We start from the raw sequence: 24,534 nt of genomic DNA, 5'->3' as shown, positions 1-24,534 counted from the left end.
GGTGACGCGAATTTCAGAATCGAGACGCCGGCCACCGGCTTCGATGTTATCTCGGCGGCCGATGCATTGGTTGCGTCGCCAGCACCGGGATGAGTGCTTTTTTGTGCCGAACGGAGCGGATACATTTCAATGGAATCGAAGCGCCGAAGCCTCGCGGCCAAGCCGAACAAGGAACCCAAACTCTCTCGCACGGATGCGCCCGCAGGTCTTTCGCCGCTGGACTGGCAACGCGGCCTGCGCCGGCAGTTCGGCCGCGAGCAGGCGTTCGGTCTTGAAAATCTTGGGAGCGAACCGTTCTTTTCTGAATTCAGGGTCAGCAATCCTGTCTCGAAATCCAGCTATCGGGTGGCGATCAGAGGCCGAGGGCCGGGAGGGAATTTCTGTTCGTGCCCTGACTACGCCACCAGCGAGTTGGGCACTTGCAAGCACATCGAATTCACAATCGGCAGGCTGGAGAAGAAGCGCGGTGCGAAGACCGCCTTTGCCCGGGGCTACCAGCCCGCATTCTCCGAACTTTATCTTCGCAACGATGGAAAACGTCGCCTGCATTTTCGTGCAGGGACGGATTGCCCTGCCGAATTGAGGGAAGCGGCCGCCGGCTTGTTCGACCTCGAACAGGACGGCCTGCTGCCCGAGGAACGCTTCGGCGAGCTCGAACGGTTCATGGCCGTGGCATCGAAGTCCGGACATGAATTTCGCGCCTATGACGATGCTCTCGATTTCGTCGCGGGGCGACGGGATGCCGACCGGCGGTCCGCCATGCTTGAGCAGTTGTTCCCGCGCGGAGCGGCCGATCCCAAGCTGCTGTCTGTCCTGAAGGCGCCGCTCTATCCCTATCAGGCCGAGGGTGCGCTGTTCGCGGTCAAGGTGGGGCGGGCGCTGATCGGCGACGATATGGGCCTGGGCAAGACCATACAGGCGATCGCCGCGACCGAAATATTGGCTCGGCATTTCGGCGTATCGAAAGTGCTCGTGGTTTGCCCGACCTCGCTGAAATACCAGTGGCAAAGCGAGATCATGCGTTTCACGGGGCGACATGACGAAAATGCGGTGAGGGTCATCAACGGCGGACGGGCGCAGCGGCAGAAGGACTACGCCCTGACGGATTTCTGCAAGATAACGAACTACGAGAAGCTCAAACCCGATCTCGACCTGATCGCGGCCTGGGCGCCCGATCTGGTGATCGTCGATGAAGCACAAAGGGTGAAGAACTGGAACACCATTGCGGCGCGCGCTTTGAAACGCGTCGACAGCCCATACGCGATCGTGCTCACCGGAACACCGCTGGAAAACAAGCTCGAAGAGCTGATTTCCATTGTCCAGTTTGTCGATCAGCATCGGCTGGGACCGACCTGGAAGCTGCTTCACGAGCACCAGGTCAAGGACGAAGCCGGGCGAGTCACCGGCTATACCAGGTTGGAAAAGATCGGCCAGACATTGGCGCCGGTCATGGTCCGCCGCCGCAAATCGGAGGTGCTGCGGCAATTGCCCAGCCGGACCGACCAGAATCTTCTGGTGCCGATGACCGAGATGCAATCGCTCCATCACCAGGAAAACGCCGACGCGGTCGCGAAGATCGTCCAGCGTTGGCGCAAGACCAGGTTCCTGTCCGACAAGGATCAGCGGCGGCTGACCTGTGCGCTGCAGAACATGCGCATGTCGTGCAACAGCACCTACCTGCTGGATCAGGAGTCCGACCATGGCGTGAAGGCCGACGAACTGGCGGCGCTGTTCGAAGACCTGTTCGCGGATTCCGAGGCCAAAGCCGTGGTGTTTTCGCAATGGACGAGAACGCATGACATCATCATTCGCCGTCTCGATAAGCTCGGACTTGGCTATGTCAGCTTCCACGGCGGCATCCCGTCGGACAAACGGCCGGCACTGGTCGAGCGGTTTCGTGACGATCCCAACTGCCGCATCTTCCTGTCGACCGATGCCGGCAGCACAGGTCTCAACCTGCAGCATGCCTCGACCCTCGTGAACATGGACCTGCCCTGGAACCCGGCGATCCTCGAACAGCGTATCGCCCGCATTCATCGCATGGGCCAGGCCCGGCCGGTGCGGATCGTCAACTTCGTGGCGAAGGGGACGATCGAAGAGGGCATGCTTTCGGTTCTTGCGTTCAAGCGCTCTTTGTCGGCGGGCATCCTGGACGGCGGCGCAAGTGAGATTTCGCTCGGCGGATCGCGGCTCACCCGCTTCATGAAGGATGTGGAGAACGTCACCGGCCGTATGGGACAGAGCGAGGCCGTGACGCCAGCCGAGGAAATGAACAACGTCGTGGCTGACGGTGCCGGCGGCTTCGGGGAGGATGCGGGTGCCGACATCGAAGCCGGCGAGATTGCGGCCACAGGCGTGGACGACGGCGGGGCGCCGGCGCGCGTCGCGGCTCCCGATCCGTGGCAGGCGCTGGTGCAAGTCGGCGCGCAGTTCGTTGCGGCTCTCGCTGCGGCCAACGACCCCAGCGCTCCGGCGCATCCGTGGATCGAGCGCGATCCGGCCACGGGAGGGCGAAATCTCAAGATGCCACTGCCGCCGCCGGAAACAGCAAGGCAGATCGCGGACGCGCTCTCGGCGCTGGCGGACAATTTGAGGGGAAGGTAGGAGAGCGATCGATGGGGCGGCTCGCGATGTGACGAGCCATTGCGTGGAGCAGGGGACTCTTCTTCTTGTTCTTGGGCCGTCGACGGGAGCCGAGTGCGGCACTGGTTGATTTCGGCCGAGCGTCTGCTCTCAAGCTCCCTCATCGCCCCCGTCGATGACCTCCAGGAACGCCGCCCCGTAGCGTGCCAGCTTGGCCTCGCCCACGCCGGGGACGGCGGCGAGTTCCGCGGCGGATCGCGGGCGGCGCGCGGCCATTTCGGCAAGCGTCCGGTCGTGGAAGATGACATAGGGCGGCACGTTCTGCGCCCTGGCCAGTTCCATGCGTCTGGCGCGCAGCCTCTCGAAAAGTGTGCGGTCGGCGGCAGGGAGCGCTTCCCGTGTTTCCCGGCGGGCGGATTTCCGGTCCTGCCCGGCCTTCTTCAGGAGCCGCAGACGCAAAGCCGGCTTTTCGCGCAGAAACTGGCGGCCGTCGGTAGAGATGGACAGGCCGCCATGACCCGCCACATCCACCTCGATCAGCCCGCGGGCGACGAGTTGCCGGACGATCGAGCGCCAGCCGTTGCGGTCGTGTTCTCCTCCGATGCCGAAAGTGGAGAGCCTGTCATGGCCCAGGCGCCCGATGCGCTCGTCGCTCTCGCCCAGGAGAACCGAGATGACATGCGCCTGCCCGAAACGTTCGCCGGTGCGATAGATGCAGGAGAGCAGCTTCTGGGCGGCGATGGAGCCGTCGAAGGTTTCGGGCGGGTCGAGACAGATGTCGCAATTGCCGCAAGGCCCGCAGTCATCGCCGAAATAGCGCAGGAGGACCTGTCGGCGGCACTGGCAGGATTCAGCGAAACCCAGGAGCGCGTCGAGCTTGCGGTGCTCCATGCGCTTGCGTGCGTCGGTAGCCTCCGATTCGTCGATGAAGCGGCGGCGGAGCGCCATGTCCTGTGCGCCATAGAGCATCAGCGCTTCCGAGGGCAGGCCGTCGCGTCCGGCGCGGCCCGTCTCCTGGTAGTAGGCTTCGATGCTGGCCGGCAGGTCCACATGCAGCACGAAGCGCACATCGGGCTTGTCGATGCCCATGCCGAAGGCGATGGTGGCGACTATGATCAGGCCTTGCTCGTGCTGGAAGCGGCGCTGGTTTTCGTCCCGCGCCCTCATCTCCATGCCGGCATGGTAGGGCAGGGCGGTGAGGCCGTGGGCGTTGAGCGTGGCGGCGACTTCTTCCGTCTTGCGCTTGGACAGGCAATAGACGATGCCGCTCTCGCCCCTGCGGGGTTCGAGGAAACGCAGCATCTGCTGGGTCGTGCCCGTTTTCTCGGCGGCGCAGTAGCGGATGTTGGGGCGGTCGAAGCCGGAGACGAAGCTGTTGTGGGCGCCGATGTGCAGATGCTCGACGATCTCCGCTCTCGTCGGCGCATCTGCCGTGGCGGTGAGCGCGATGCGCGGTACGCCGGGGAAGACTTCGACGAGACAGTCGAGCGCACGGTATTCGGGCCGGAAATCGTGGCCCCACTGCGAAAGGCAATGGGCCTCGTCGATGGCGACGAGGGAGAGGCGCGCGGATTTCAGCCGGTCCAGGTTCTCCGGCTTCAACAGCGTTTCCGGGGCCATATAGAGGAGATCGAGCGCGCCGTCCTCGACTTTGCGCCAGAGCTGGTCCTTGTCCGCGCCCCAGAGCCGGGAATTGAGCGCCGCCGCCTTGACGCCGGCCTGTCTCAGTGCCGTCACCTGGTCTTCCATCAGCGCAATGAGCGGCGAGATGACGAGACCCATGCCCGGAGAGGCAAGCGCCGGAACCTGGTAGCAGAGCGACTTGCCGCTGCCCGTCGGCATCAGCACGAAGGCGTGGTTGCCCGCGATCACATGGTCGATGATCTCGCGCTGCCGGCCGCGAAAGCTGTCATAGCCATAGACGCTTTTCAGGATGGATAGCGGATCGGGCGGCATGGGCGGAATCGATTCTGGAACGACGACTTCCTTGAATAGCGGGTTTCTCCCGCGGAAGCAGCGTCGGGCAAGTCTTCATTTCATGCTGCCGGCGCAGCGAGGCGCACCTGGCCCGAGGTATGTGACGCTTCCGCGCGACCTGAGCGGAGTATTTCGCGGCCGTGCTCAGGCGACGTATAATTGCAGGTCTTCGATGGAATGTCTCCGGCTCGTTCGTTCCTCCATATTTCCCGGCAGCAATCGCGATGCGACATTTCAAGTCAACCCATGGCGCCGAAGCGGCCGAATTCCCTTTCCCGCCATGCCGTCGATTTCTCATGACCTGCGATGATGCCGGGCAATCGGATCGACCGCTTCACGCAGGATCGCTTCGCTCGCCCCAGCCCGTCTTTCCGCCGGCTGACCGCGGTCAGCCGCAAGCGCGAGGGATCGGCGAGGTTCATTTCCCTTCGCTATTGATGCGGAGAACCCAGGGCAAAACCACGATCGGCTTGCAATCGTCGGAGGTCCGGGCGACTACGTCACCGGGACGAAGATGCGGAGACGAAGAGGCTGATGGCGCCGGTCAAGGTCGACCCCGACAAGGTCAGGGAATTCAGGGATGCCGAGAGCTTCTACACATGGCTCGGCACGCATCACGACCGGGAAGAGGAGGTCTGGATCAAGATCCACAAGGTGGATTCAGGGCTCGAATCGATCACTCCCAAGGAAGCGATCGACGTCGTGCTCTGCTGGGGTTGGATCGACGCGGTGCGGAAGGGGCTCGACGCGACCAGCTATCTACAGCGCTATACGCCACGCGGCAGGAAGAGCATCTGGAGCCAGATCAATGTCGACAATGTTGCAAGGCTCATCCGTAAAGGCAGGATGACGGATCACGGGCTGAAGCACGTCGAGGCGGCGAAGGCTGATGGACGCTGGGACCGGGCCTACCAGAACGGCAAGAACCTGAAGATTCCCGATGACCTGCAGGCGGCCATCGACGCCGAACCGGAGGCGCGGGAAATGCTCGACAAGCTCAGCGAGCAGAACCGCTTCGCGCTGGCATTCCGCATGCACAACATCAGGACCGATGCCGGTCGCAGGAGGAGGATCGAGAGCTTTGTCGAGATGCTGAAGCGGGGCGAGACGATCTATCCGCAGCGCGCCAAGTGAAACGGTGCGCAAGTATCGGGTCGGGACGGGCGTGAAGCTTGACCTTGCACGGGCGACCGAGGCGACCCATTCCCGGGAGGCCGTGAAGGTCTATGTCGAGCGTGTTGACGAGCTTGTAAGGACGGGCGGCAATCAGGCCTACGAAGAGGCCGTGAAACTCATCCGCCACATTGCCAGCCTGCGCGACGGCCGCGAGCAGTCCACCCATGTCGCCGCGCTCAAGGAGAGCGCTATGCCCGCAAGCACAATTTCATGAAGCTTCTGGGGTAGCATCGGTCCTGGATTCATCGCGAGCGAGGCGGCAAAAAATATTGCCAATCCCGCGCGATCGATGTCGATTCGGGGGATAGCCGTTCGTTTGACGGGTGCAAGGCCGGCATGGTGCCGGCTCTGCTGCCTGAAGGACAAGCCGATGACCCTTTACCTGCTCAGCATCTACCAGCCCGATGGCCCGCCTCCGCCGCAGGAGATCCTGGAGCCGATCATGCGCAACCTCGACGAGATCAACAAGGAGATGAAGGCTTCGGGCGCATGGGTGTTCGCCGGCGGTCTCCATCCACCGAGCACCGCGACCGTGGTCCGGGTGAAGGAGGGACAGTTGTTGACGACCGATGGCCCCTTCGCCGAAGGCAAGGAACATATCGGCGGCTTCACCGTGATCCAGGCCGCGGATCTCGATGAGGCTCTGAAATGGGGGGCGAAGCTTGCCCGGGCGATCACGCTTCCCATCGAGGTCAGGCCGTTTCATGGCGACCCCAGGCACGACATGTGCATGCGTGGCTGACCCGCCTCGGCTCCCGGCAGGGGCGATAGAGCGCGTCTTCCGCGAGGAGCATGGCCGCGCCGTCGCTACGCTGATCCGCCTCTTCCGCGACATCTCGCTCGCGGAAGAAGCGGTCCAGGACGCCTTTGTCGAGGCGCTCAGGCGCTGGCCGATCGCCGGCATCCCGCCGAGCCCGGCGGGATGGATCATCACGACGGCGCGCAACCGCGCCATCGACAGGTTGCGCAGGGAGGCATCCCGCAATGAACGCCATGCGCACGCCGTGCTGATGCAGACGGAGGAAGAAATGGAGGGTGCCGTGGAAGACGTGACCGACGATCGCCTGCGCCTCATCTTCACCTGCTGCCATTCGGCGCTCGGAGCCGATGCGCAGGTCGCTCTCACGTTGCGGCTGCTGGGCGGCCTGACCACGGCGGAGATCGCCCGTGCCTTCCTCGTGTCCGAAGCGACAATGGCTCAACGCCTGGTCCGGGTGAAGGGCAAGATCCGCGATGCAGGCATCCCCTATCGCGTTCCGAAGGCCGAGGATCTGCCGGAGCGGCTTCGTGCGGTGCTGGCCGTGATCTATCTGATCTTCAACGAAGGCTATGTCGCGGGCCGCGGGGAGCAGCTCACGCGCGACGCCTTGTGCGCCGAGGCCATCCGGCTGGGCAGGCTGCTCGTCTTGCTGATACCGGCTGAGCCGGAGGCGAAGGGCCTTCTTGCGCTGATGCTGCTCGTCGAAGCGCGCCGGCCCGCGCGACTGGATTCGGCGGGCGAAATCATCCTCCTGGCCGACCAGGATCGCCTGATCTGGGATCGCGCCTTGATCCTGGAAGGGCAGGCGCTGGTGCGGCAATGCCTGGGCTTGAACCGGCCGGGTCCATATCAGATCCAGGCCGCGATCAACGCCGTCCATGACGATGCCGCGAGTGCTGGCGACACGGACTGGAGGCAGGTCCTGCAACTCTATGACCAGCTCATGGCGATCGCGCCGACCCCGGTGGTGGCGCTCAATCGTGCTGTCGCAGTAGCGGAGGTCGAAGGGCCGGCGGCTGCGCTGGCGATCGTCAACGAACTCGAACTCGACCGCTACTATCTGTTCCACGCGGTCCGGGCCGGCCTGCTCGCGCGGCTGGGCCGGCTGCCGGAAGCCGCCCGCGCCTACGACGCTGCCATCGCCTCGGTCGGCAATGAGGCCGAGGCCGAGTTCCTCAAGCGCCGGCGGGCGTTGTGCTCGGCCCATTGATGTTGGGCTGCGCGCCCGGAGGTGCGACCACCGCAACGCGGCGCCGAAATGGAGGATTGATCGGCGCGCCGCCACCCGTCGCGTTCACCTTGCGTCGATCGAACGGGCGCCCAGTTCCTCGACCAGCACGCGTGTGTTCTCGGAATAGTCGATCGGCACGTCGACGAGATGGACGCCGCCGCCGGCGAATGCCGCCTCCAGTGTCGGCGCCAGCATCGCCGCATCGGTGACGCGCGAACCTTTGGCGCCATAGGCCTCGGCGTAGCGCACGAAATCCGGATTTCCGAAGGTCAGGCCGAAATCCGGGAACGCGTCGACCGCCTGCTTCCAGCGGATCATGCCGTAGGCGCCGTCGTTGAGGACGACGACGACCAAGTGGAGCCCGAGCCGGACGGCGGTCTCCATCTCCTGCGAGTTCATCATGAAGCCGCCGTCGCCGCAGACCGCCATGACGCGCCGTTCGGGATGGAGCATTGCCGCCATCATTGCCGACGGCAGACCGGCGCCCATGGTGGCGAGCGCATTGTCGAGCAGCAGCGTGTTGGCGACATGGGTGCGGTAGTTGCGGGCGAACCAGATCTTGTACATGCCGTTGTCGAGGCAGACTATGCCGTCTTCCGGCATGACCTTGCGCACATCGTGCACGAGGCGCTGCGGCGTGACCGGAAAGCGGTCCTCCTCGGCGCGGTCGTTGATCCGCTCGAGGATCTCCTGGCGCAGGGCGATGAAGGCCGGGTCTGGATCGAGCCGACCGCCCAGGCGCTCGGCGAGCGCGGTCACGGTCGCGCCGATGTCGCCGATGACCTCGGCATCGGGGTGATAGACCTGTTCCACATTGGCGGAGCCGTAGCCGACATGGATCACCCGGGGGCCGCCGGCGCTTTTCATCAGGAAGGGCGGCTTCTCCACCGTGTCATGGCCGATCGAGACGATCAGGTCGGCCTGGTCGATCGCATCATGCACATAGTCGCGTTCGGACAGGGCGGCCGTGCCCATATAGAGATTGGATCCGCCATGGACGGCGCCCTTGCCCATCTGCGTGTTGAAGAAGGGCAGGCGCGTGCGGCGCACGAAGTCCGACAGCGGTTCGACCAGCCGCGGGCGATTGCCGGCCGCGCCGATCATCACCAGCGGACGCTTGGCCTTCAGGATCATCTCCACGGCCCGGTCGATCGCTGCGGCGGCGGCCACCGGCCTGTCCAGGGGATGGACCGGGATCAGCGGGGCCTCGTCGACCATGTTGCCTGCGACGTCTTCCGGCAATTCGAGATGCACCGGGCCCGGCCGTTCCTCCATGGCGACGCGGAAGGCGTCCCGAACGGCGGAGGGGATGCTGCCGGCGCTGACGATCTGCCGCGTCATCTTGGTCAGCGGCCGCATGGAGGCGACGACGTCGACGATCTGGAACCGTGCCTGCCTGGCAGTCATGATCGGCTTCTGGCCGGTGATGAGGATCATCGGCATGGCGCCGAGATTGGCATAGGCGGCGCCGGTCGAGAAATTCAGCGCGCCCGGCCCGAGCGTCGACAGGCAGACGCCTGGCCTGCCGGTCAGCCGGCCATGAGTGGCGGCCATGAAGGCGGCAGCCTGCTCATGCCGCGTGAGAACCAGCTCGATGCCGGACGTACGCAGGGATTCGACCACATCGAGGTTCTCTTCGCCCGGAACGCCGAATATGCGATCGACGCCTTCGTTCTCGAGCGCCGCTACCAGTATGTCGGAACCCTTCAGCATGGCCATTTCCCGGATTTCCATCATTCGCTGGCGCGGGCGGCCAATCTTCGGGCCCGCGACGGATTCGCCGATAGGTCTAAAGTGCCCCGAGTCCGCGCGCGAGTCACGCGCTCGCCGGTGCGTTCGGTCAGGAGCCCCTCATCAATTTTTCGTAGCGCCTGAGCAGCCGGTCACGCTTCAGCCGCGACAGCCTCTGGATCCAGAAGATGCCGTCGAGCTGGTCGATCTCATGCTGGTGACAGACGGCGAGCAGGCCCTCTGCCTCCTCCGTCTGCTCTGCCCCGGCCAGATCCTGATAGGCTATGCGTATCCGCGCATGGCGCTCAACCACTTCTGTCACGCCGGGCATGGAGACGCTCCCTTCGGTATGGCGGACCATCTCGGGAGAAGCCCAGTCGATTCTCGGATTGATATAGATACGCGGACCGTCAGCGGCCGGCAGCTCCAGCACCACCAGCCGCAAGGGAACGCCGATATGCGGCCCTGCAATGCCGATCCCGGGCGCTGCCCGCATCGTGTCGAGCAGGTCCTGGGCGAGACCGCTCAAAACCGCGTCGAAGACGGTCACGGACTCGGCGACCCTCCGCAGGCGCGGATCGGGAAACCTGACGATCGACCGGATGCTCATGAAATGGTGCGCACCTTGCTATTCCTCATCTTCGACGCCACCTTCACCACCGGGACGGTATTGGTCCCCGGACGGTGGTCCGGGCCAGAAGCTGGCATCGGGCATCCGAGCCGGGGTGGCGACGGGTCAGCTTTAGTGCAGTTCAGATATTGAAAGGAAGTTCCGTGTCCAAGATGGTCTTCATCAATCTTCCGGTCCGCGACCTCGCGAAGTCCACCATTTTCTACCAGGCGCTCGGCGCGAGCAAGAACGACCAGTTCAGCGATGACACGGCCTCCAGCATGGTGTTTTCGGATGCCATCTACGCCATGCTGCTGACCCACGACAAATACAGCCAGTTTACCTCGAAGCCGATCGCCGATGCACGCAAGACCAGCCAGGTGCTCATCGCCATCACGGCGGAAAGCCGGGCCGAGGTCGATGCGGTTCTCGACAGGGCGAAGGGAGCGGGCGGTGCGGTCGATCCCCGCCCCGCGCAGGACCACGGCTTCATGTATAGCCGCAGCTTCGATGATCCGGACGGGCACACCTGGGAAGTGGTGTGGATGGACGTCGAGCAGGCGACGGCCTCGCAAGGGTAGTCACGGCGGTCTTCGGTAGTTTCGGCAGGAGAGGGGCAGCGCTCCGGGAGCCGGTCTCGAGCAATTTCCGCTTTTCTCCGAGTCCATAGTACACGACAGAATGGTCGCCGGTAATCAGCGGGCAACATGTCCGCTTCGTCATCCACGGACGAGCGCACGCAGCGAAGCGCAGGGCGCACCGATCCGTGGATCCATGCCGTGACCGACCCGAAGGCCGGAGACGGTCGAGGAAGAGGATGGCTCCCCTATCCACCTGCCCAAGCCCGCACATATTCTGCACCGAGACAGTCGTCCGCGATTTCACGGCATGGATTCTCGGGTCACCTCGCCCACGCTTCGCGTAGGCGCGGGCCCGAGAATGACGAAGATAGGGCGGCGCAGCTTCCGGGACGCAAGACCGCTGCGCACTCTTGCTGGAATTGCTCTATCTGAGCTGGCGACGGGCATCCGTCGGCGTCATGCCGTAGCGGTGCCGGAACTGCCGGTAGAAGGTCGACGGCTCGGTGATGCCGGCATCGAAGGCGATGTCGGCGACCCTCCGCAATATCTGCCGGGGGTCGGTCAGGCAGCTATGCACATGGGCAAGCCGCTGCTCCGTCACATAGTCTGAGAAGCTTGTGCCTTCGTCCGCGAAGAGCTGGCGGATATAGCGCGCGCTGATCTCGAATTTGCGCGACAGCTGCTCGGCGCTAAGTCCGGGGTCGCACAGATTGCGCAATATATGCTGCTTGATCGCGGCGAGGCGCGCGGCGCGCACGCCTGGCGTCTGCGGCTCGTGTTCGAGGTCCCCGAATGCCGCAGCGAGAATGTCGGCGATGTGGCGCGACAGGAGAGGCGCCAGGTCGCCCGGGGGCCCAAGTTCCTGCAGCGACCACAGATAGCCGAACAGCAGGCGGTGCGCCGGCCGTGCGCGACCTATGCTGTCGGGGCGGATGTCGTCGAGGTTCCTGACCAGAGGCGCCAGCAGCGAGCGCTTGAACTGCAGCGCCATGGTCCAGCGGGAATCGCGCGTTTCGACCGAGAATCGGCGGTCGAGCGGCAGGATCGCCGCGGTGCCGGGGCTTGTCTCGAACTCTCCGCGGCCCGGCATGTCGAAGCGGTAGCCGCCGCTGTTCCAGGAAAGGATGATGTCGTCGTTGCCGTCGGCCATCAGTTCCTCGGTCCGGTCCCATGCCATCGGCGACACGGAAGCCTTCGTGCAGGTGATGCCGGGAAGCAGCAACGTCGTCGCCTTGAATTTCAGGGAATGATCTTCATGCGGCTTAATATGCAAGCGCATCTGTATGCGGCCGTAGAAGTCACGGATATACTCATCCCGGTGATGCTCCGGAATGTCGCCGGCACAGAAGGATGAAAGCTGGTCGGCCTGTTCAGCGGTATGCGGAGGCACTTGTGCGGCTCCCAATATCCCCGCCGCGACAATACTCATCTTCTATGCATTTGCAAGTTATGCGTGTGCCGGTGACCTTCGCACCCTTTTGGCCACGTCGGTCCCGGCGAACAGAGGTACCGCCAGGGACCCATGGTATCGGCCCGAAAACTGTACGCTTTCTTCGAACGGCCTTTGGGCGCCGATGTGTGTGCGGCGCTCAGGCGCTGCGTCGTCAGGCGGTGCCTCGGGCGGCAGCAGCGAAATAGGCCTCAGGGCCGTCGACCTCGATCATGCGTCGCCTGTCGATGAGCCAGAACCGGTTGGCCACGCCTCGCACGAAACTGCGGTCGTGCGAGACGAAGAGGCAGCTCGCCTCACGCGCCGTCAACTCGCCTTCGAGCGCCTCCTGCCCGTCGATGTCGAGATGGTTGGTTGGCTCGTCGAGCAGGTAGAAATTGGGATTGGTCAGCCGCAGCACCAGCATCGCCAGGCGCGCTCTCTGCCCGCCGGACAGCCTGCCGACCACCTTGCCCTGCATGTCGATACTCATGCCCACTCCCGCCAGCAGGCTTCGGGCGCGTTGGTCTCCGACCTCGAAGCGCTGCAGGATGGCGCTCATCGGCGTTTCGTCGTCGCCGACCCCCGACAGCGCCTGGTCGCTGTAACCGAGTTTCAGCGAAGGAGTGGCCTTGACCGCGCCAGCAGAGGTGTCGGGATTGGTGATCGCCTCCCTGACCATCTCGATCAAGCGTGATTTGCCGGCGCCGTTGCGTCCGAGCAGCGCGACGCGGTCGCCTTGGCGGAGCCATTGTTTGCCCGTCCGGAACAGCAACGTCCCGTCTGGCGTCCCCACCGGGGCGTCGTCGATAGTGACGAGCACCTTGGCATGCGTTCCGCGGTTGGCGAGTTTGATGGCGCCTGCCGAGCGCTCCTGATGTCCCGGCCGCGCGGCGTTCTCCAGCCGCTCCGCCCTTTGCCTGAGCTGCTTGGTCTTGACCGTGAGAAGGTCGCTTCCCGAGTTGATGCCGATATTGTTGAGCTTGGTGGCCTGCCGGCGCAGCTGATCGGCGGTCCTCATGTCGCGCTCGTACTGCCGCTGCTGCGCGGCGTCGACCTCGTCGAGGGCGGCGCGCGCATGCGCATAGGGCAGCGAGAAGACGTGTGACGCCTCGGGCCGAAGGAACAATGTCCGGTTGGTGGTGGCGTCGAGGAACGCACGGTCGTGACTGGAGATCACCACCGGCACGTCCCGCGGCAGGGCATTCAGCCAGTCCTCCAACTGCATGATCCGGGCGAGGTCGAGATGATTGGTGGGCTCGTCGAGCAGCAACATGTCCGGCTCGGTCACCCACGCCCGGCCAAGCATGGCAAGCCTTTGCCAGCCGCCGCTCAGCCTGCCCAGCGGTCGGTCGCGGAGCGGCTCGGGCACTTCGAGGGATTCGAGCACCATGTCGGCCCGCCATGCCTCGCTTTCGGCCTGGTCAGGCGGCAGCGCCAGCCGCACAGCCTCACGAAAGGACGTGTCGGAGAGGCTTGCCGGAACATCCTGCTCCACATGGCCGATGCGCAGCCCGCGCGAGCGTGTGATGTCTCCCGACGTCGGCTCGAAGCTGCCGGCGATGCAACGGAGCAGGGTCGACTTTCCTCTGCCGTTGGCGGCGACGACGCCCAGCCGGTCGCCGGCCGTGATGGCGATGTCGAGATTGGAATAGAGCGTGTCGACGAGTGTCACGCCGACATTTCTCAAATTGATCGAGGTCATTTTTGTTCTCTGGTCTGCCCGATGGGACGCCAGTCATGCCGCGGACATGGCGATGCCGATTGCATGAATGGAGCCTTCGGCGGTCTGTAGGGTGGTCGAAACCGGCGAGGCATCAAGCTTCAGCGCTCGACACCTGCCGCTTGGGCGGACCGGAAGAGAACGGGATCGTCTCGGGTCAGCCCTGCAAACGCGTTTGCAGGGCCTGAACGGGGCCGCGCTGACGGTGGTGACGAAAGAACGTGATCACGCAGCCCTCCTTTCTGCTTGAGTCATCGTCAAGCAATAACCTCGCCGGGACCAAGACGCAATCGTTCGTCGCAATGCGCGCAGGGCCGTGCTCGGCCTGAACCGGATGGGCATAGACACGTTCTGCGTCGGACTCGAGTCCGATGCGGCCTCCTGTCTCGATCGTATCTTCGGGACCCCCAATGCCGTCAGAATTGGCGCCATCGATCGTCTCGCCGATCTGCTGCCGCGACCTTACCTGACCCTGACGCGATGGTGGTCGACCCCGCGGCATGGCCGCATTCACCAACGTGAGCGTGCAAAAATGGATTTCGGCGCCTGCGGCCCCATATCTAATGTATGGAGTTGTAGGCGTGAAACGAACTGGTGCGGTTGTTCTGGCATTGGTTCTGGCTGCTGCTGCGTGGCTTGCCACATTCTTGTCCATCGCACAGGAACAGAGCGGCAATGGCCGGCTTGGACTCGTCATCGAGATCGACGGGGCCATTGGGCCCGCAACCGCCAGACATGTGAAGGACGGTCTGGCGACCGCAGCCGAACGGGATGCCGAGATCGCGATCCTGCGGCTGAACACCCCGGGCGGTCTCGTCTCAAGCACGCGCGAGATCATCGCCGACATCCTCGCCTCATCCGTTCCGGTGGTCGGCTACGTCGCTCCTTCGGGAGCCCACGCCGCGAGCGCCGGCACCTACATCCTCTACGCCACCCATCTGGCGGCGATGGCCCCAGGCACCAATCTCGGCGCCGCGACGCCCGTCGAGCTCGGAAGCCCATTCCCGGGACTGCCGTCACCCTCCGACGACAACAAGGACGGCAAGGAGGGAGACAAGACGGCGCCGCCGCCAAAAGATACGATGTCGGCGAAGGCGACCAATGATGCCGCGGCCTTCATCCGCAGTCTTGCCGAACTGCGGGGGCGCAATGCCGATTGGGCGGAAAAGGCCGTGCGCGAGGCTGCCAGCCTGTCCGCCGACGCAGCACTGAAAGAGCGTGTCATCGATCTCGTTGCCCGCAATACGCCCGCACTCCTCGAAGGAATAGACGGAAGGGACGTGAAGGGCGCCGATGGGAAAGAGCGGCCTCTCGCGACAAGGGACTTGCGCGTCGAGACGCTGGAGCCGGGCTGGCTGATCCGTATCCTCTCGGTGATCACCAATCCCAACGTCGCCGTTATCCTCATGCTGATCGGCATTTACGGTCTCGTCTTCGAGTTCTCCACGCCCGGTGCGGTCGCTCCGGGCGTGATCGGCCTCATCTGTCTGTTGCTCGGTCTCTTTGCGCTCGACCTGCTGCCGATCGACTATGCCGGCCTCGCTCTGATGCTTCTGGGGATCGTCTTCCTGATCGTCGAGGCTTTCAACCCGACCATTGTTCTTGGCCTTGGCGGGCTCGTGGCGTTTCTCCTCGGCGCAAGCATGCTGCTCAGGGTCGAAGCGCCCGGCTTCCAACTGTCGTGGACGGTAATAGCGATCGCGGCAGCCATGATCTTCGGGCTGACCTTGCTCACCGGGCGCTATCTGTGGCGGGCGCGCAAAATCCCGGCGCGCATTGGGACCCAGGCCATGCGTGGCCTGCCGGTTGAAATCCTGGATTGGTCGGGAGATGCCGGGCACGTGGCGGCGCAAGGCGAACGATGGCAGGCACGGGGAGGAGAGGGCTTTGTTCCAGGCGAAACGGTCCGGGTGACGGCCGTCGACGGACTGACCCTGGTGGTGGGGCGGCCCGACGACGACAAATGAAGGGTGTTCACGATGATCGAATATGTAAGCTATCTTGTCATTGCGCTCGCCATCGTCCTGTTTCTTTCTGCGGCGATCCGTATCTTGCGCGAATACCAGCGCGGTGTCGTGTTCACGCTGGGGCGTTTCACGGGGGTCAAGGGCCCCGGGCTCATCATCCTCATTCCCTTCGTGCAGCAGATGGTCAGGGTGGACCTGAGAGTGGTGGTGCAGGACATCCCGCCGCAGGACGTGATCTCGCGCGACAACGTCTCGGTCAAGGTCAACGCCGTTCTCTATTTCCGCATCATCGATGCGGAGCGGGCCATCATCAAGGTCGAGGACTTCATGGCGGCGACGAGCCAGCTTGCGCAGACCACGCTTCGCTCGGTGCTCGGCAAGCACGAGCTCGACGAGATGCTGGCCGAGCGGGACCGGCTGAACAGCGACATCCAGGAGATGCTCGACCAGCAGACCGATGCCTGGGGCATCAAGGTGACCAATGTCGAGATCAAGCATATCGACCTCAACGAGAGCATGATACGCGCCATCGCCAAGCAGGCCGAGGCCGAACGGTTGCGCCGCGCCAAGGTGATCAACGCGGAAGGCGAACAGCAGGCGGCCGAAAAGCTCGTCGAAGCCGGCCGCATCCTTGCCGAGGAACCGCTGGCCATGCAATTGCGCTATTTCGCGGCGCTGCACGATATCGCAGGTGAGCGGTCTTCCACCGTTGTCTTCCCGCTGCCGGTCGACCTGCTGAGCCATCTCGGGCAGGGAACTGGGGAGGCAAGGCGATCGGCAACGGGTTGACGCTTCCGTCCGCCCCATCGGATGGCTTGTGCCTGGAAGTTGACCCATCCAGTGGTCGCGGATGCTCACGCATCCACGAGGCCTCGACCGCCGGTGCGGGCTCTCCGCGCCGCGAGCGGGGCCTTTCGGAGGCTGCGAGCGATCGGCGGGACTCTTTCTGAGGCCGCAACAGGCAGGCATCGATGGCGGGTCGGACGCGGCCGCGTCTCCTTGCCCGGTCCGCGGCAACTGCCCGGTCCCGCAGGCTCCATGACGTGCCGCCTTCCTCGCAGGAGGCGACTGTGAAAGCTGCTATGTTATTGTCGAATGTGTGTTTTCCTGGAATCCGCGGCATCTTGGCGCCGTTGACTTCCACTGCAGGCCTTTTAGCTTGTCGCAACATGCAGGCGCCGCAATTCCTTCGGGAGGAGCGGGCATTCCGCTTTCCCGCGTCAACGCGCATGCCGGCGGGGTCGAAGCATCGGCATGGGTCAAGTCGTCCAGAGTTCCGACGATCGATGAAGGAAACGCCATGCGCGCAATCGCATTCTTCGCCGCCATCTCCGTAGCGACCTTCGCCGCAAGCCAGTCCCATGCGCAGGACGCCGCCGCCGGCGAAAAGGTCTTCAACAAATGCAAGGTTTGCCACGTCGCCGACGAGGACAAGAACAAGGTCGGCCCATCTCTGAAGGGGGTCATCGGCCGGACGGCCGGCACGCATCCGGATTTCAAATACTCGTCCGCCATGATCGAAGCCGGCAAGGCCGGGCTGGTCTGGGACGACGCCAGCCTGACGGAATATCTGAGGAATCCCAAGGGGATGATCAAAGGCGGGAAAATGGCGTTCGCCGGCCTGAAGAAGGATGACGATCTGGCGAATGTGATCGCCTATCTGAAACAGCATCCTTAATTCGAGGCGACCGTCCCTCCACCCTCCACGGGTCGCCGTGTCGCGGCGTCCCGTCAGTGCAGTTCGCGTTCCTTCCATTTGATCGAGCAGCCAACCGATGCGACCTGCTCGCTCGGTCCCTTGCCGGTCCTGGCCACCTCCTTCATCGCTTCGAAAAGGTCGCGCCGCAGGTCGGGCGGACCCTCCTCCTTGCGGGAAGCGTCGAGCCGGCCGCGATACTGCAGCTTGAACTCGCGGTTGAAGCCGAAGAAGTCAGGCGTGCAGGCGGCACCGTAGATACGCGCCGCCTTCTGGGTCTCGTCGTGGAGGTAGTGGAAGGGGAAGCGGTGCTCGGCCGCGAAGCGCTTCATGTTGTCGAAGGAATCCTCGGGATAGGCGTGTGCATCGTTGGAGTTGATCGCCACGAAGCCGATACCCTCGGCTCTCAGATCGGCGGCGTCGCGGACGATGCGCCCGATTACCGCTTTCACATAGGGGCAGTGGTTGCAGATGAAGGCCACCACCAGGCCGTTGGGACCGGCTTGTCCGAGTATCGAATGATCCCGACCGTCGATACCGGGGAGGACAGCGTCGATCGCCGGCCAGCCGAAGTCGCACACAGGGGGGATTGCAGCCATTTCGGCCTCCTTCGCAAAAGCGAGGCCGGGATCTGCCCAAGGCGCAACAACGCCCGTCGCCGACCCCGCACCGGTGCCGATCATAGCATGGATGTCGCGCGGCGGTATCGGTTACCGTCGAGTGAACCGAGACTTGAAATGCCGCATGAAGCAAGGTGCGCTTCCCCTTTCAGCGTTCACACGTGGCGCGCATGGCGACATGCCCTGTGTCGCTCGCGGTCCAGAATGAAAGGCCCGTTGCGTCGGCATTGACGCTGAATGGCGCGCCGGCGAAGAGAGGAGCCATACCGCGGTAGCTGAAGCGGGCGGGACAGTTGCCGCCGTTCAGCCTGGTCGCGAGATGCAGCATCAAGGTTGCCTGCAAGGGGCCGTGCACGACAAGCCCGGCATAGTTCTCGACCTCTCGCGCATAGTCGACATCGTAGTGGATCCGATGGCCGTTGAAGGTGAGCGCGGAATAGCGGAACAACAGCGTCGTGGTCGCCTCGACCACCACCCGATATGCGCCCGCGGCCTCTGCGGCCGCGGGAGGCGCGACGCTGGCGGCCAGATCCTCGCGATAGACGATGTCCTGTTGCTCGCGCACGGCAAGGCCCCGTTCCGTGGCGAACTCGTGCTCGACCGTGACGAATACCAGACTGCCGCTCCTGCCTGTCTTGGCGGCGATGTCGGCGATACGGGACGTCCGGGTCACCTCGTCTCCTTCGAGCAGGGGCTCATGGAAGGCGATGCGCCCGCCTGCCCACATGCGCCGCGGCAGCGGCACGGGCGGCAGGAAGCCGCCTTTCTCGGGGTGGCCGTCGCGACCGAGCTTTTCGGGCGGAAGCGCGGTTGGCGCGAGGCACCAGTGGATAGCGGGCGGCGCGATGTCGGCGCGTTTCAGCGCATTATCTCCGAGTGTCGCGCGAAACTCGCGCACGAGGCGAGGCGTGACGGTGTCTTGAGCAGTCTCGGTGCATCCGATCCAACTCCGAATCCCTTCGATGTCGATCTCTGCCATGGCCCACTCCCTGTTTCCCTTGCCGATCGCATCCGTATGCGCGCCAAGCGACGGCACCGAGTTGCCCTTGATATCACGCCGCCGGCGCGCCGCCGCCATTCATGATCCAGCCAGGCGTTTCCACCGCAATGTGCAGCAGCGCCGGATGCGCCGAAAGAGCCTCGCGGTTTCCAACTCTGGTGGGGTTGTCGACGAAGCATGCCAGTTCTCATGCCTGGGTCGATCGGCTGCCGATCATGTTGAGAGCTGCGGCAACGAGCGCAATGACGGCTGCCAGAAAGGGGAACCAGGCTTGCGGATCGTTCATCGCAAGAAGCGTCGTGCCGCTGAGCAGGCACCAGGCGAGCGGAATTGGGATGAGTATCGACGGTAGTCTGCCGCGCGCGGAGAGGAGGAGGCCCAATGTGACGACCGCTGTGGGGTCGGGCGCCATGCCGAACAGCTCCGCGCTCGACCAGGAACGCCCGAACAGGGGCGGAAGTACGGGATATGCGACAATGCCGACCGTTGCCAGGAACAGTCCGGCACGGCCGCCGATGCCGCGCCGACCGAAGACCAGACCTTTGGGCATCGTGCCGGCAAGCAGCAGCAGAGCGGATTGGAGGGCAAAGGCCGGTGCGACATAGGCGATCGGCCAATTGATCGTCGCATACCGGTTCCACAGGAAAGACCAGCCCACGAAGGTCCACGCTGCGGCCAGGATAAGCGGGATCCATCGGTCATGGTTGCGTCCGGGGCGGAACGCCACAACTGCAATGACGAGGCCGGCAGCCAAGGCCAGGACCTGCACGGGCCAGAGCTCTGCATTGAGCAGCTCAAACAAGCGCCAGTAAGCGCGCGGGGAGAACAGCAGGAGATCTTCGGGACGGTAGGTCCACCACTCCGACATCATGCCGGTCGCCGACCGCCGCTGTCAGAGGTCGCGGACATAGGCTGCCATCCGGTCGCGCATCGCGGCATCGGGGAAGGGACCGGAAGCGGCGGCGATGTTCTCGCGCACGTGGTCGACCCGGGTGGTCGCGGGTATGGCGACGGTGACGGCCGGATGCGAGAGAATGAACTTCAGGATGAATTGTGCCCAGCTCGAAGCGCCGATCTCGGATGCCCAGCCGGGCAGTTGCTGGTCTTCAAGGTGTCTGGTGAGAGCACCCTGACGGAAGGGGCGGTTGACGATCACGGCAATGCCGCGCTCGACTGCAAGCGGCAGGAGCCGCTTCTCTGCCTCGCGGTCGACGATGTTGTAGCTGAGCTGCACGAAATCCAGCGGATGGCTGAGCATGATTTCTTCGAGGAGATCATGTCTGCGGCCCTCCGAGGTGGTGATGCCGAAATAGCGGAGCCGGCCAGCAGCCTTCATCTCGGCAAGCGTCGGGAGATGCTTGTTCCATGCGACAAGATTGTGGACCTGGACAAGGTCGAAACGAGGCACTCCCCAGAAGCGGCGCGACTGCTCGATCTGTGCCGGACCGCTTCGCCCGGATGAGGTCCAGACCTTCTCTGCCGAGAAGACATCGTCCGCCCGGCCGAGCTTTGCCAGACCATGACCGACGACAGCTTGTGACGAGCCGTACATGGGCGAGGAGTCGATCATGCGTCCGCCCGATGCGAAGAAGGCTGCGATGACGTCGGCACATTCGTCCCTGAGCAGGGGATCGTCGCCGACATTGAACGTGATCCATGTCCCGAGCCCAACTGCCGGTATCCTCTCGCCTGAGGATGGAATGGGGCGGGTCTCCGGCTGTCGGGCCCCACCGAGCGAAATCTGAGGGAATGCGGCCACAGACGCTGCTGCACCGGCACCGCATACAAAAGACCTCCGGGTCGTGATCATGAGGTGACCTCGTCGTCTGCGCTGCGTGACTGCCGCCGACCGAGCGTCGCACGGCATCGGGAAAGGTAGTGCGGCCGAGCGGGAGAGGTAGGCGCTACCGGAATGGCTATTTGCGGCCTTCGATCGGGTCAAGGCGCATTCACGCGCGGATCGACCTTGCCGCCGGCCCAAGGCCACAGCCGGCGAAGTTCGGAAAACAGCGATCCGGAAGACGAGCTGTCCCCGAGCCGCTTCCCCGCGGGCCTCGGTTGTCATTGTGGCCCTACCGGGAAAGGCATAAGATAATCAAAGGTCACGAAGGCTCCGCTTCCCAGCCATTTCATCCGGCCGAAGCGGGGCTGAGCCATGCGTCTCAGATCGCCATGGCGAACGTCGTGCTGCAGTTGCGCCCGTTTGCCCGGCGCGGACAGCCATTCCCACAAGCGGATGGCATTAGTTGTTTCGGCAAGCAACAGCACCCCGTCGCCGGATGGCCGTGGCCTCCATTGGCAAGGGAGGAAAGAATGCTTCGGAAACTGCTTCTCACGGCGGCCGTCGCGCTTTCGTCGCTGGTTGCGACTGGTGCCTCGGCTGATTTCACGGTTCTGGTGCCTTCGGGCAGCGAAGGTGACGGTCTTCGGGCCGCGGCTGCCGATTATTCGAAATCGAAGAACGTCAAGGTCGAGATCGTCCAGGCGCCCTACAGCAATGTGTTCGAGCAGGCGGCGAATGCCGGACAGACGAAATCGGGCGCCTTCGACATCGTGCTGATGGACGATCCCTGGATCCCGTTCTTCGCCGAGAACGGCCATCTCGAAGATCTGACGCCCTATTTCGGGAAAGCCGGGCTTGACGGCCCCGACAATGACTTCCTGTCGAAGTCGCTGGCTATCTGCCGCAACCCGTACAACACCGGTCCCTATGTCTGCCTGCCCTATGTCGGCAACGCGCAGATGTTCTTCTACGACGCGGCCAAATACAAAGAAGCCGGCGTCGAGGCGCCGAAGACCTGGGACGACGTGCTGAAAGCGGCCACGTCCCTGAGCAAGGAAGGCGGTGGCCGCTATTTCGGCTACGTCTTCCGCGGCGGCCAGGGCAACCCCGTGGTCGCCGATTTCATGCCCCTGTTCTGGTCCTACGGCGCCGACATGTTCAACGCGGACAGGTCGAAGGTGACGATCGACACGCCTGAAGGGGCGCAGGCCATGGAGATGTTCATGGCGCTGCGCGACGTCTCGCCGAAGGGCGTCGAAAGCTACAACGCCAATGAGGTCGGACAGGCGTTGGCGGCGGGCACCGCGGCGTCGTCGATCAACTGGCCCAACTGGGTCGCGACCTTCGAGGACCCGAGCCAGTCGAGAATGGTCGGCAAGATCTCCTACTCGCAGATACCGGCGGGCACGAAGCCGGGCAGTTCCGAGATCGGCCACTGGACCATGGGCATCATGGCTGCGGCCAAGAACAAACAGGAAGCCTTCGACTTCATGCTGTGGGCGACCTCGCCCGAACAGATCAAGATCTCGGCCGAGCGCGGCAATCCTCCGGTGCGCAAGTCCACCTTCACCGATCCGGATCTGACCAGCCAGGAGAAGTTCCGGCACTATCCGGTGCTGATGCAGGCCATTGAGGCTTCCACGCCGCGGCCGCGCCACCCGAAATGGCCCGAGATCGAGAACACGTTCGGCATCGAACTGTCCAAGGCGGTTGCCGGGACGATCACGCCGGAAGAGGCGCTCAAGAACTCGCAGCGCGAGGTCGAACAGATCACCGGCATCAAATAGCCGATCACGGAGCGGGATTGTGAGAGGTATCCCGTTGATGAACGTCGTACGGCATTGCGGGGGCGGGCCCGCGGCCCGCCGGCATGAGGACCTGATATGGCGACGGACGTTCCGATGACCATCCATGCAGGCGCGCCCGATGGCGGCGCGCTTGAGCGCTGGTCCGAGCGCCATCTGCGTGTTCTGATGCTTGCGCCCGCGATCCTGGTGCTGATGACGCTGACGATCTTCCCGGGAATCTACATGTTTGTCGCCGCGACGACGCGGATAAGCCCCAATCCGGACATTCCCTGGCAATTTGCCGGCGCGGACAATTTCCTGAGACTGCTCACCGACGGCCAGTTCCATGTCGGCCTTTGGAACACGCTTGTGTTCACGGTCTTCGCCGTCGGCGCGGAGTTCCTGCTCGGCCTCGGTCTCGCCCTGCTTCTCGATCGCTACATAAGGCGGCTGAACTTCCTGAAGACCGTACTGATGCTGCCGATGATGTTGCCACCGATCGCCGTGGCGATCACATGGAAGCTCATCTACGAGCCTCAGTTCGGGGTTCTCAACGAGATCATGTTCCAGCTGGGCCTGCCCCTCCAGGCCTGGGCCGGCGACGTCAATCTGGCCATGTTGTCGGTGATCGTCGCCGATGTCTGGCAGTGGACGCCCTTCATCTTCCTGCTGATGCTCGCCGGCCTGTCCAGCCTCCCCGACGAACCCTATGAGGCAGCGGCGATCGACGGCGCCTCGGCCTGGCGGCAGTTCTGGGACCTGACGCTGCCGTTCCTGAAACCGGTCATCGCGGTCGCGCTTTTGCTCCGCATCATGGACGCGCTGAGGCTTTTCGACCTGGTGTTCATCCTGACCGGGGGCGGGCCTGCCGACCGGACAAAGACGTTGAGCCTGTACATATACCAGGTGGCGTATCGTTTCGCGGATCCGAGCTATGCGGCGGCGATTTCGCTGTTCGTGCTGTTTGCGACCGTCGCTTTCAGCACGTGGTTCATCAAGCGCATGCGGCTCGCGAACTAGGTGACGACGATGATGCGTAGCCGACAGAGTGCGAGACTCCAGGCCGCCGCGGCTTATGTGGCGATCGCGGTGGCGCTGGTGGTCACTCTTTTCCCGATCTACTGGATCGCGGCGAACTCGTTCAAATACGACATCGACATCTTCTCGGTCCCGCCCCAGTGGTTTCCCGAGGAACCGACGCTCAAGCATTATCACGCTGCTTTCATCGAACGGCCGTTCCTCACCTATGCCGCGAACAGCCTGATCATCGCGATCTCGACCACCATCGTCTCGGTCGTTTTCGGAACCCTGGCCGGCTATGCGCTTGCCCGGTTCCAATATCCGGGCAGCTGGCGCTACCAGATCTCATTCTGGATCCTGTCGACGCGCATGATGCCGCCGATCGTGACCATCATCCCTCTCTACATCGCCTTCAACTATCTCGGTTTGCTCAATACCAAACCAGCGGTGATCGTGGCCTACACTGCCTTCAATCTTCCCTTCGCGACCTGGATGATGAAGAGTTACTTCCAGGATCTGCCGGTCGAACTGGAGGAAGCGGCGATGGTCGATGGCGACACGCGCTGGGGGGCGTTCCTCCGGATCGCCCTGCCGCTCGCGCGCCCCGGGCTTGCCGCGACGGCGATCTTCTGCCTGATCATCTCTTGGAACGAGTTCCTGCTCGCGCTCATCCTCACCCTTACCGAACGGTCGCAGACGCTGCCGATCGGCATTGCCGGACGGGTCACGCAGTACAGCACCTATTGGGGAGAGATCAGCGCCGCCGGCTTCACCGCCTGCATTCCGATCATGATCTTTGCCTTCATAGTCCAGAAGCATCTTGTGCGCGGATTGTCCTTCGGCGCCGTCAAGGGATGAAC

The 24,534-nt window shown here is 63.8% G+C and carries 22 protein-coding genes; 12 read left to right on the top strand and 10 right to left on the bottom strand.

The features are described 5' to 3' along the window. Positions 1 to 126: 126 nt before the first annotated feature. Positions 127 to 690: a hypothetical protein gene (locus JN280_RS39650; RefSeq protein ID WP_244742317.1), complete on the bottom strand. Its 564-nt coding sequence runs from the start codon at positions 688 to 690 to the stop codon at positions 127 to 129. Here JN280_RS39650 and JN280_RS31080 point away from each other — a divergent pair. Then, entirely contained in the window at positions 664 to 2,604 is a 1,941-nt protein-coding gene (locus tag JN280_RS31080) for a DEAD/DEAH box helicase (protein ID WP_244742315.1), read from the top strand. The two genes, JN280_RS39650 and JN280_RS31080, sit on opposite strands and share 27 nt — an antisense overlap. 129 nt (positions 2,605 to 2,733) lie before the next feature. Here the strand turns inward: JN280_RS31080 and recQ are convergent, their stop codons facing one another. Continuing rightward, the gene (gene recQ / locus JN280_RS31075; protein WP_202307978.1) at positions 2,734 to 4,539 is read right to left on the bottom strand and encodes a DNA helicase RecQ; all 1,806 of its coding nucleotides are present in this window, start codon (positions 4,537 to 4,539) and stop codon (positions 2,734 to 2,736) included. A 555-nt stretch (positions 4,540 to 5,094) separates the two neighbouring features. Between recQ and JN280_RS31070 the strand changes: the two genes are divergently transcribed. From JN280_RS31070 to JN280_RS31055, 4 genes are all read left to right on the top strand, one after another. Continuing rightward, positions 5,095 to 5,694: a YdeI/OmpD-associated family protein gene (locus JN280_RS31070; protein WP_202307976.1), complete on the top strand. Its 600-nt coding sequence runs from the start codon at positions 5,095 to 5,097 to the stop codon at positions 5,692 to 5,694. Positions 5,695 to 5,725: 31 nt separating this feature from the next. Next, complete coding sequence (locus tag JN280_RS31065) at positions 5,726 to 5,950, top strand: hypothetical protein (protein WP_202307973.1); 225 nt, start codon at positions 5,726 to 5,728, stop codon at positions 5,948 to 5,950. 156 nt (positions 5,951 to 6,106) lie between these two features. Then, positions 6,107 to 6,478, top strand: coding sequence for a YciI family protein (locus tag JN280_RS31060; protein WP_202307971.1), 372 nt, complete (start codon positions 6,107 to 6,109; stop codon positions 6,476 to 6,478). Beyond that, the gene (locus JN280_RS31055; RefSeq protein WP_244742312.1) at positions 6,471 to 7,706 is read left to right on the top strand and encodes an RNA polymerase sigma factor; all 1,236 of its coding nucleotides are present in this window, start codon (positions 6,471 to 6,473) and stop codon (positions 7,704 to 7,706) included. Before JN280_RS31060 ends, JN280_RS31055 begins: the two co-directional genes overlap by 8 nt. 84 nt (positions 7,707 to 7,790) lie before the next feature. Here JN280_RS31055 and JN280_RS31050 read toward each other — a convergent pair whose 3' ends face one another. Together JN280_RS31050 and JN280_RS31045 are read right to left on the bottom strand one after the other, a co-directional pair. Continuing rightward, a complete protein-coding gene (locus JN280_RS31050; protein ID WP_202307967.1) occupies positions 7,791 to 9,440 on the bottom strand; it encodes an acetolactate synthase large subunit in 1,650 nt (549 codons plus the stop codon). Between the two features lie 127 nt (positions 9,441 to 9,567). After that, positions 9,568 to 10,068: a peptide deformylase gene (locus JN280_RS31045; protein ID WP_202307965.1), complete on the bottom strand. Its 501-nt coding sequence runs from the start codon at positions 10,066 to 10,068 to the stop codon at positions 9,568 to 9,570. A gap of 164 nt (positions 10,069 to 10,232) precedes the next feature. Here JN280_RS31045 and JN280_RS31040 point away from each other — a divergent pair, with 164 nt between their 5' ends. After that, positions 10,233 to 10,649, top strand: a complete 417-nt coding sequence (locus JN280_RS31040; RefSeq protein ID WP_202307963.1) for a VOC family protein — start codon at positions 10,233 to 10,235, stop codon at positions 10,647 to 10,649. 424 nt (positions 10,650 to 11,073) lie between these two features. Here the strand turns inward: JN280_RS31040 and JN280_RS31035 are convergent, their stop codons facing one another. Together JN280_RS31035 and JN280_RS31030 are read right to left on the bottom strand one after the other, a co-directional pair. Next, positions 11,074 to 12,039, bottom strand: a complete 966-nt coding sequence (locus JN280_RS31035) for a helix-turn-helix transcriptional regulator (protein ID WP_202307962.1) — start codon at positions 12,037 to 12,039, stop codon at positions 11,074 to 11,076. 214 nt (positions 12,040 to 12,253) lie between these two features. Beyond that, the gene (locus JN280_RS31030) at positions 12,254 to 13,783 is read right to left on the bottom strand and encodes an ABC-F family ATP-binding cassette domain-containing protein (protein WP_202307961.1); all 1,530 of its coding nucleotides are present in this window, start codon (positions 13,781 to 13,783) and stop codon (positions 12,254 to 12,256) included. A 599-nt stretch (positions 13,784 to 14,382) separates the two neighbouring features. On the opposite strand from JN280_RS31030, the gene JN280_RS31025 reads away from it, so the two are divergent. The 3 genes from JN280_RS31025 (at position 14,383) to JN280_RS31015 (ending at position 17,446) form a co-directional block, all read left to right on the top strand. Next, complete coding sequence (locus tag JN280_RS31025) at positions 14,383 to 15,768, top strand: NfeD family protein (RefSeq protein WP_446720793.1); 1,386 nt, start codon at positions 14,383 to 14,385, stop codon at positions 15,766 to 15,768. 12 nt (positions 15,769 to 15,780) lie between these two features. Continuing rightward, positions 15,781 to 16,557: a slipin family protein gene (locus JN280_RS31020; RefSeq protein WP_202307959.1), complete on the top strand. Its 777-nt coding sequence runs from the start codon at positions 15,781 to 15,783 to the stop codon at positions 16,555 to 16,557. A gap of 511 nt (positions 16,558 to 17,068) precedes the next feature. Further along, complete coding sequence (locus JN280_RS31015) at positions 17,069 to 17,446, top strand: c-type cytochrome (RefSeq protein WP_202307958.1); 378 nt, start codon at positions 17,069 to 17,071, stop codon at positions 17,444 to 17,446. A 53-nt stretch (positions 17,447 to 17,499) separates the two neighbouring features. On the opposite strand, the gene JN280_RS31010 is transcribed toward JN280_RS31015, so the two are convergent. The 4 genes from JN280_RS31010 to JN280_RS30995 form a co-directional block, all read right to left on the bottom strand. Then, positions 17,500 to 18,063 carry a thioredoxin family protein gene (locus JN280_RS31010; protein ID WP_202307957.1) on the bottom strand — a complete coding sequence of 188 codons (564 nt, stop codon included), beginning with the start codon at positions 18,061 to 18,063 and terminating at the stop codon, positions 17,500 to 17,502. A 169-nt stretch (positions 18,064 to 18,232) separates the two neighbouring features. Beyond that, positions 18,233 to 19,063: an FAS1-like dehydratase domain-containing protein gene (locus JN280_RS31005; RefSeq protein WP_202315143.1), complete on the bottom strand. Its 831-nt coding sequence runs from the start codon at positions 19,061 to 19,063 to the stop codon at positions 18,233 to 18,235. Positions 19,064 to 19,271: 208 nt separating this feature from the next. Beyond that, positions 19,272 to 19,955, bottom strand: coding sequence for a DUF6064 family protein (locus JN280_RS31000; protein ID WP_244742309.1), 684 nt, complete (start codon positions 19,953 to 19,955; stop codon positions 19,272 to 19,274). A 21-nt stretch (positions 19,956 to 19,976) separates the two neighbouring features. Then, positions 19,977 to 20,894 carry an aldo/keto reductase gene (locus tag JN280_RS30995; RefSeq protein WP_202307956.1) on the bottom strand — a complete coding sequence of 306 codons (918 nt, stop codon included), beginning with the start codon at positions 20,892 to 20,894 and terminating at the stop codon, positions 19,977 to 19,979. Between the two features lie 503 nt (positions 20,895 to 21,397). Between JN280_RS30995 and JN280_RS30990 the strand changes: the two genes are divergently transcribed. The 3 genes from JN280_RS30990 to JN280_RS30980 all read left to right on the top strand — a co-directional run bounded on the left by JN280_RS30990 (position 21,398) and on the right by JN280_RS30980 (position 24,532). After that, on the top strand, positions 21,398 to 22,654 hold the full coding sequence (locus JN280_RS30990) for an ABC transporter substrate-binding protein (protein ID WP_202307955.1): 1,257 nt from the start codon (positions 21,398 to 21,400) through the stop codon (positions 22,652 to 22,654). Between the two features lie 114 nt (positions 22,655 to 22,768). Beyond that, positions 22,769 to 23,674 (top strand): carbohydrate ABC transporter permease, encoded by a 906-nt coding sequence (locus tag JN280_RS30985; protein WP_244742305.1) that lies wholly within the window; start codon positions 22,769 to 22,771, stop codon positions 23,672 to 23,674. Positions 23,675 to 23,683: 9 nt separating this feature from the next. After that, positions 23,684 to 24,532: a carbohydrate ABC transporter permease gene (locus JN280_RS30980; RefSeq protein ID WP_202307951.1), complete on the top strand. Its 849-nt coding sequence runs from the start codon at positions 23,684 to 23,686 to the stop codon at positions 24,530 to 24,532. Positions 24,533 to 24,534: the final 2 nt, after the last annotated feature.

This window comes from Mesorhizobium sp. L-8-10, assembly GCF_016756635.1.
Classification (GTDB): Bacteria; Pseudomonadota; Alphaproteobacteria; order Rhizobiales; family Rhizobiaceae.
This window is presented reverse-complemented; position numbering and strand designations above follow the sequence as displayed.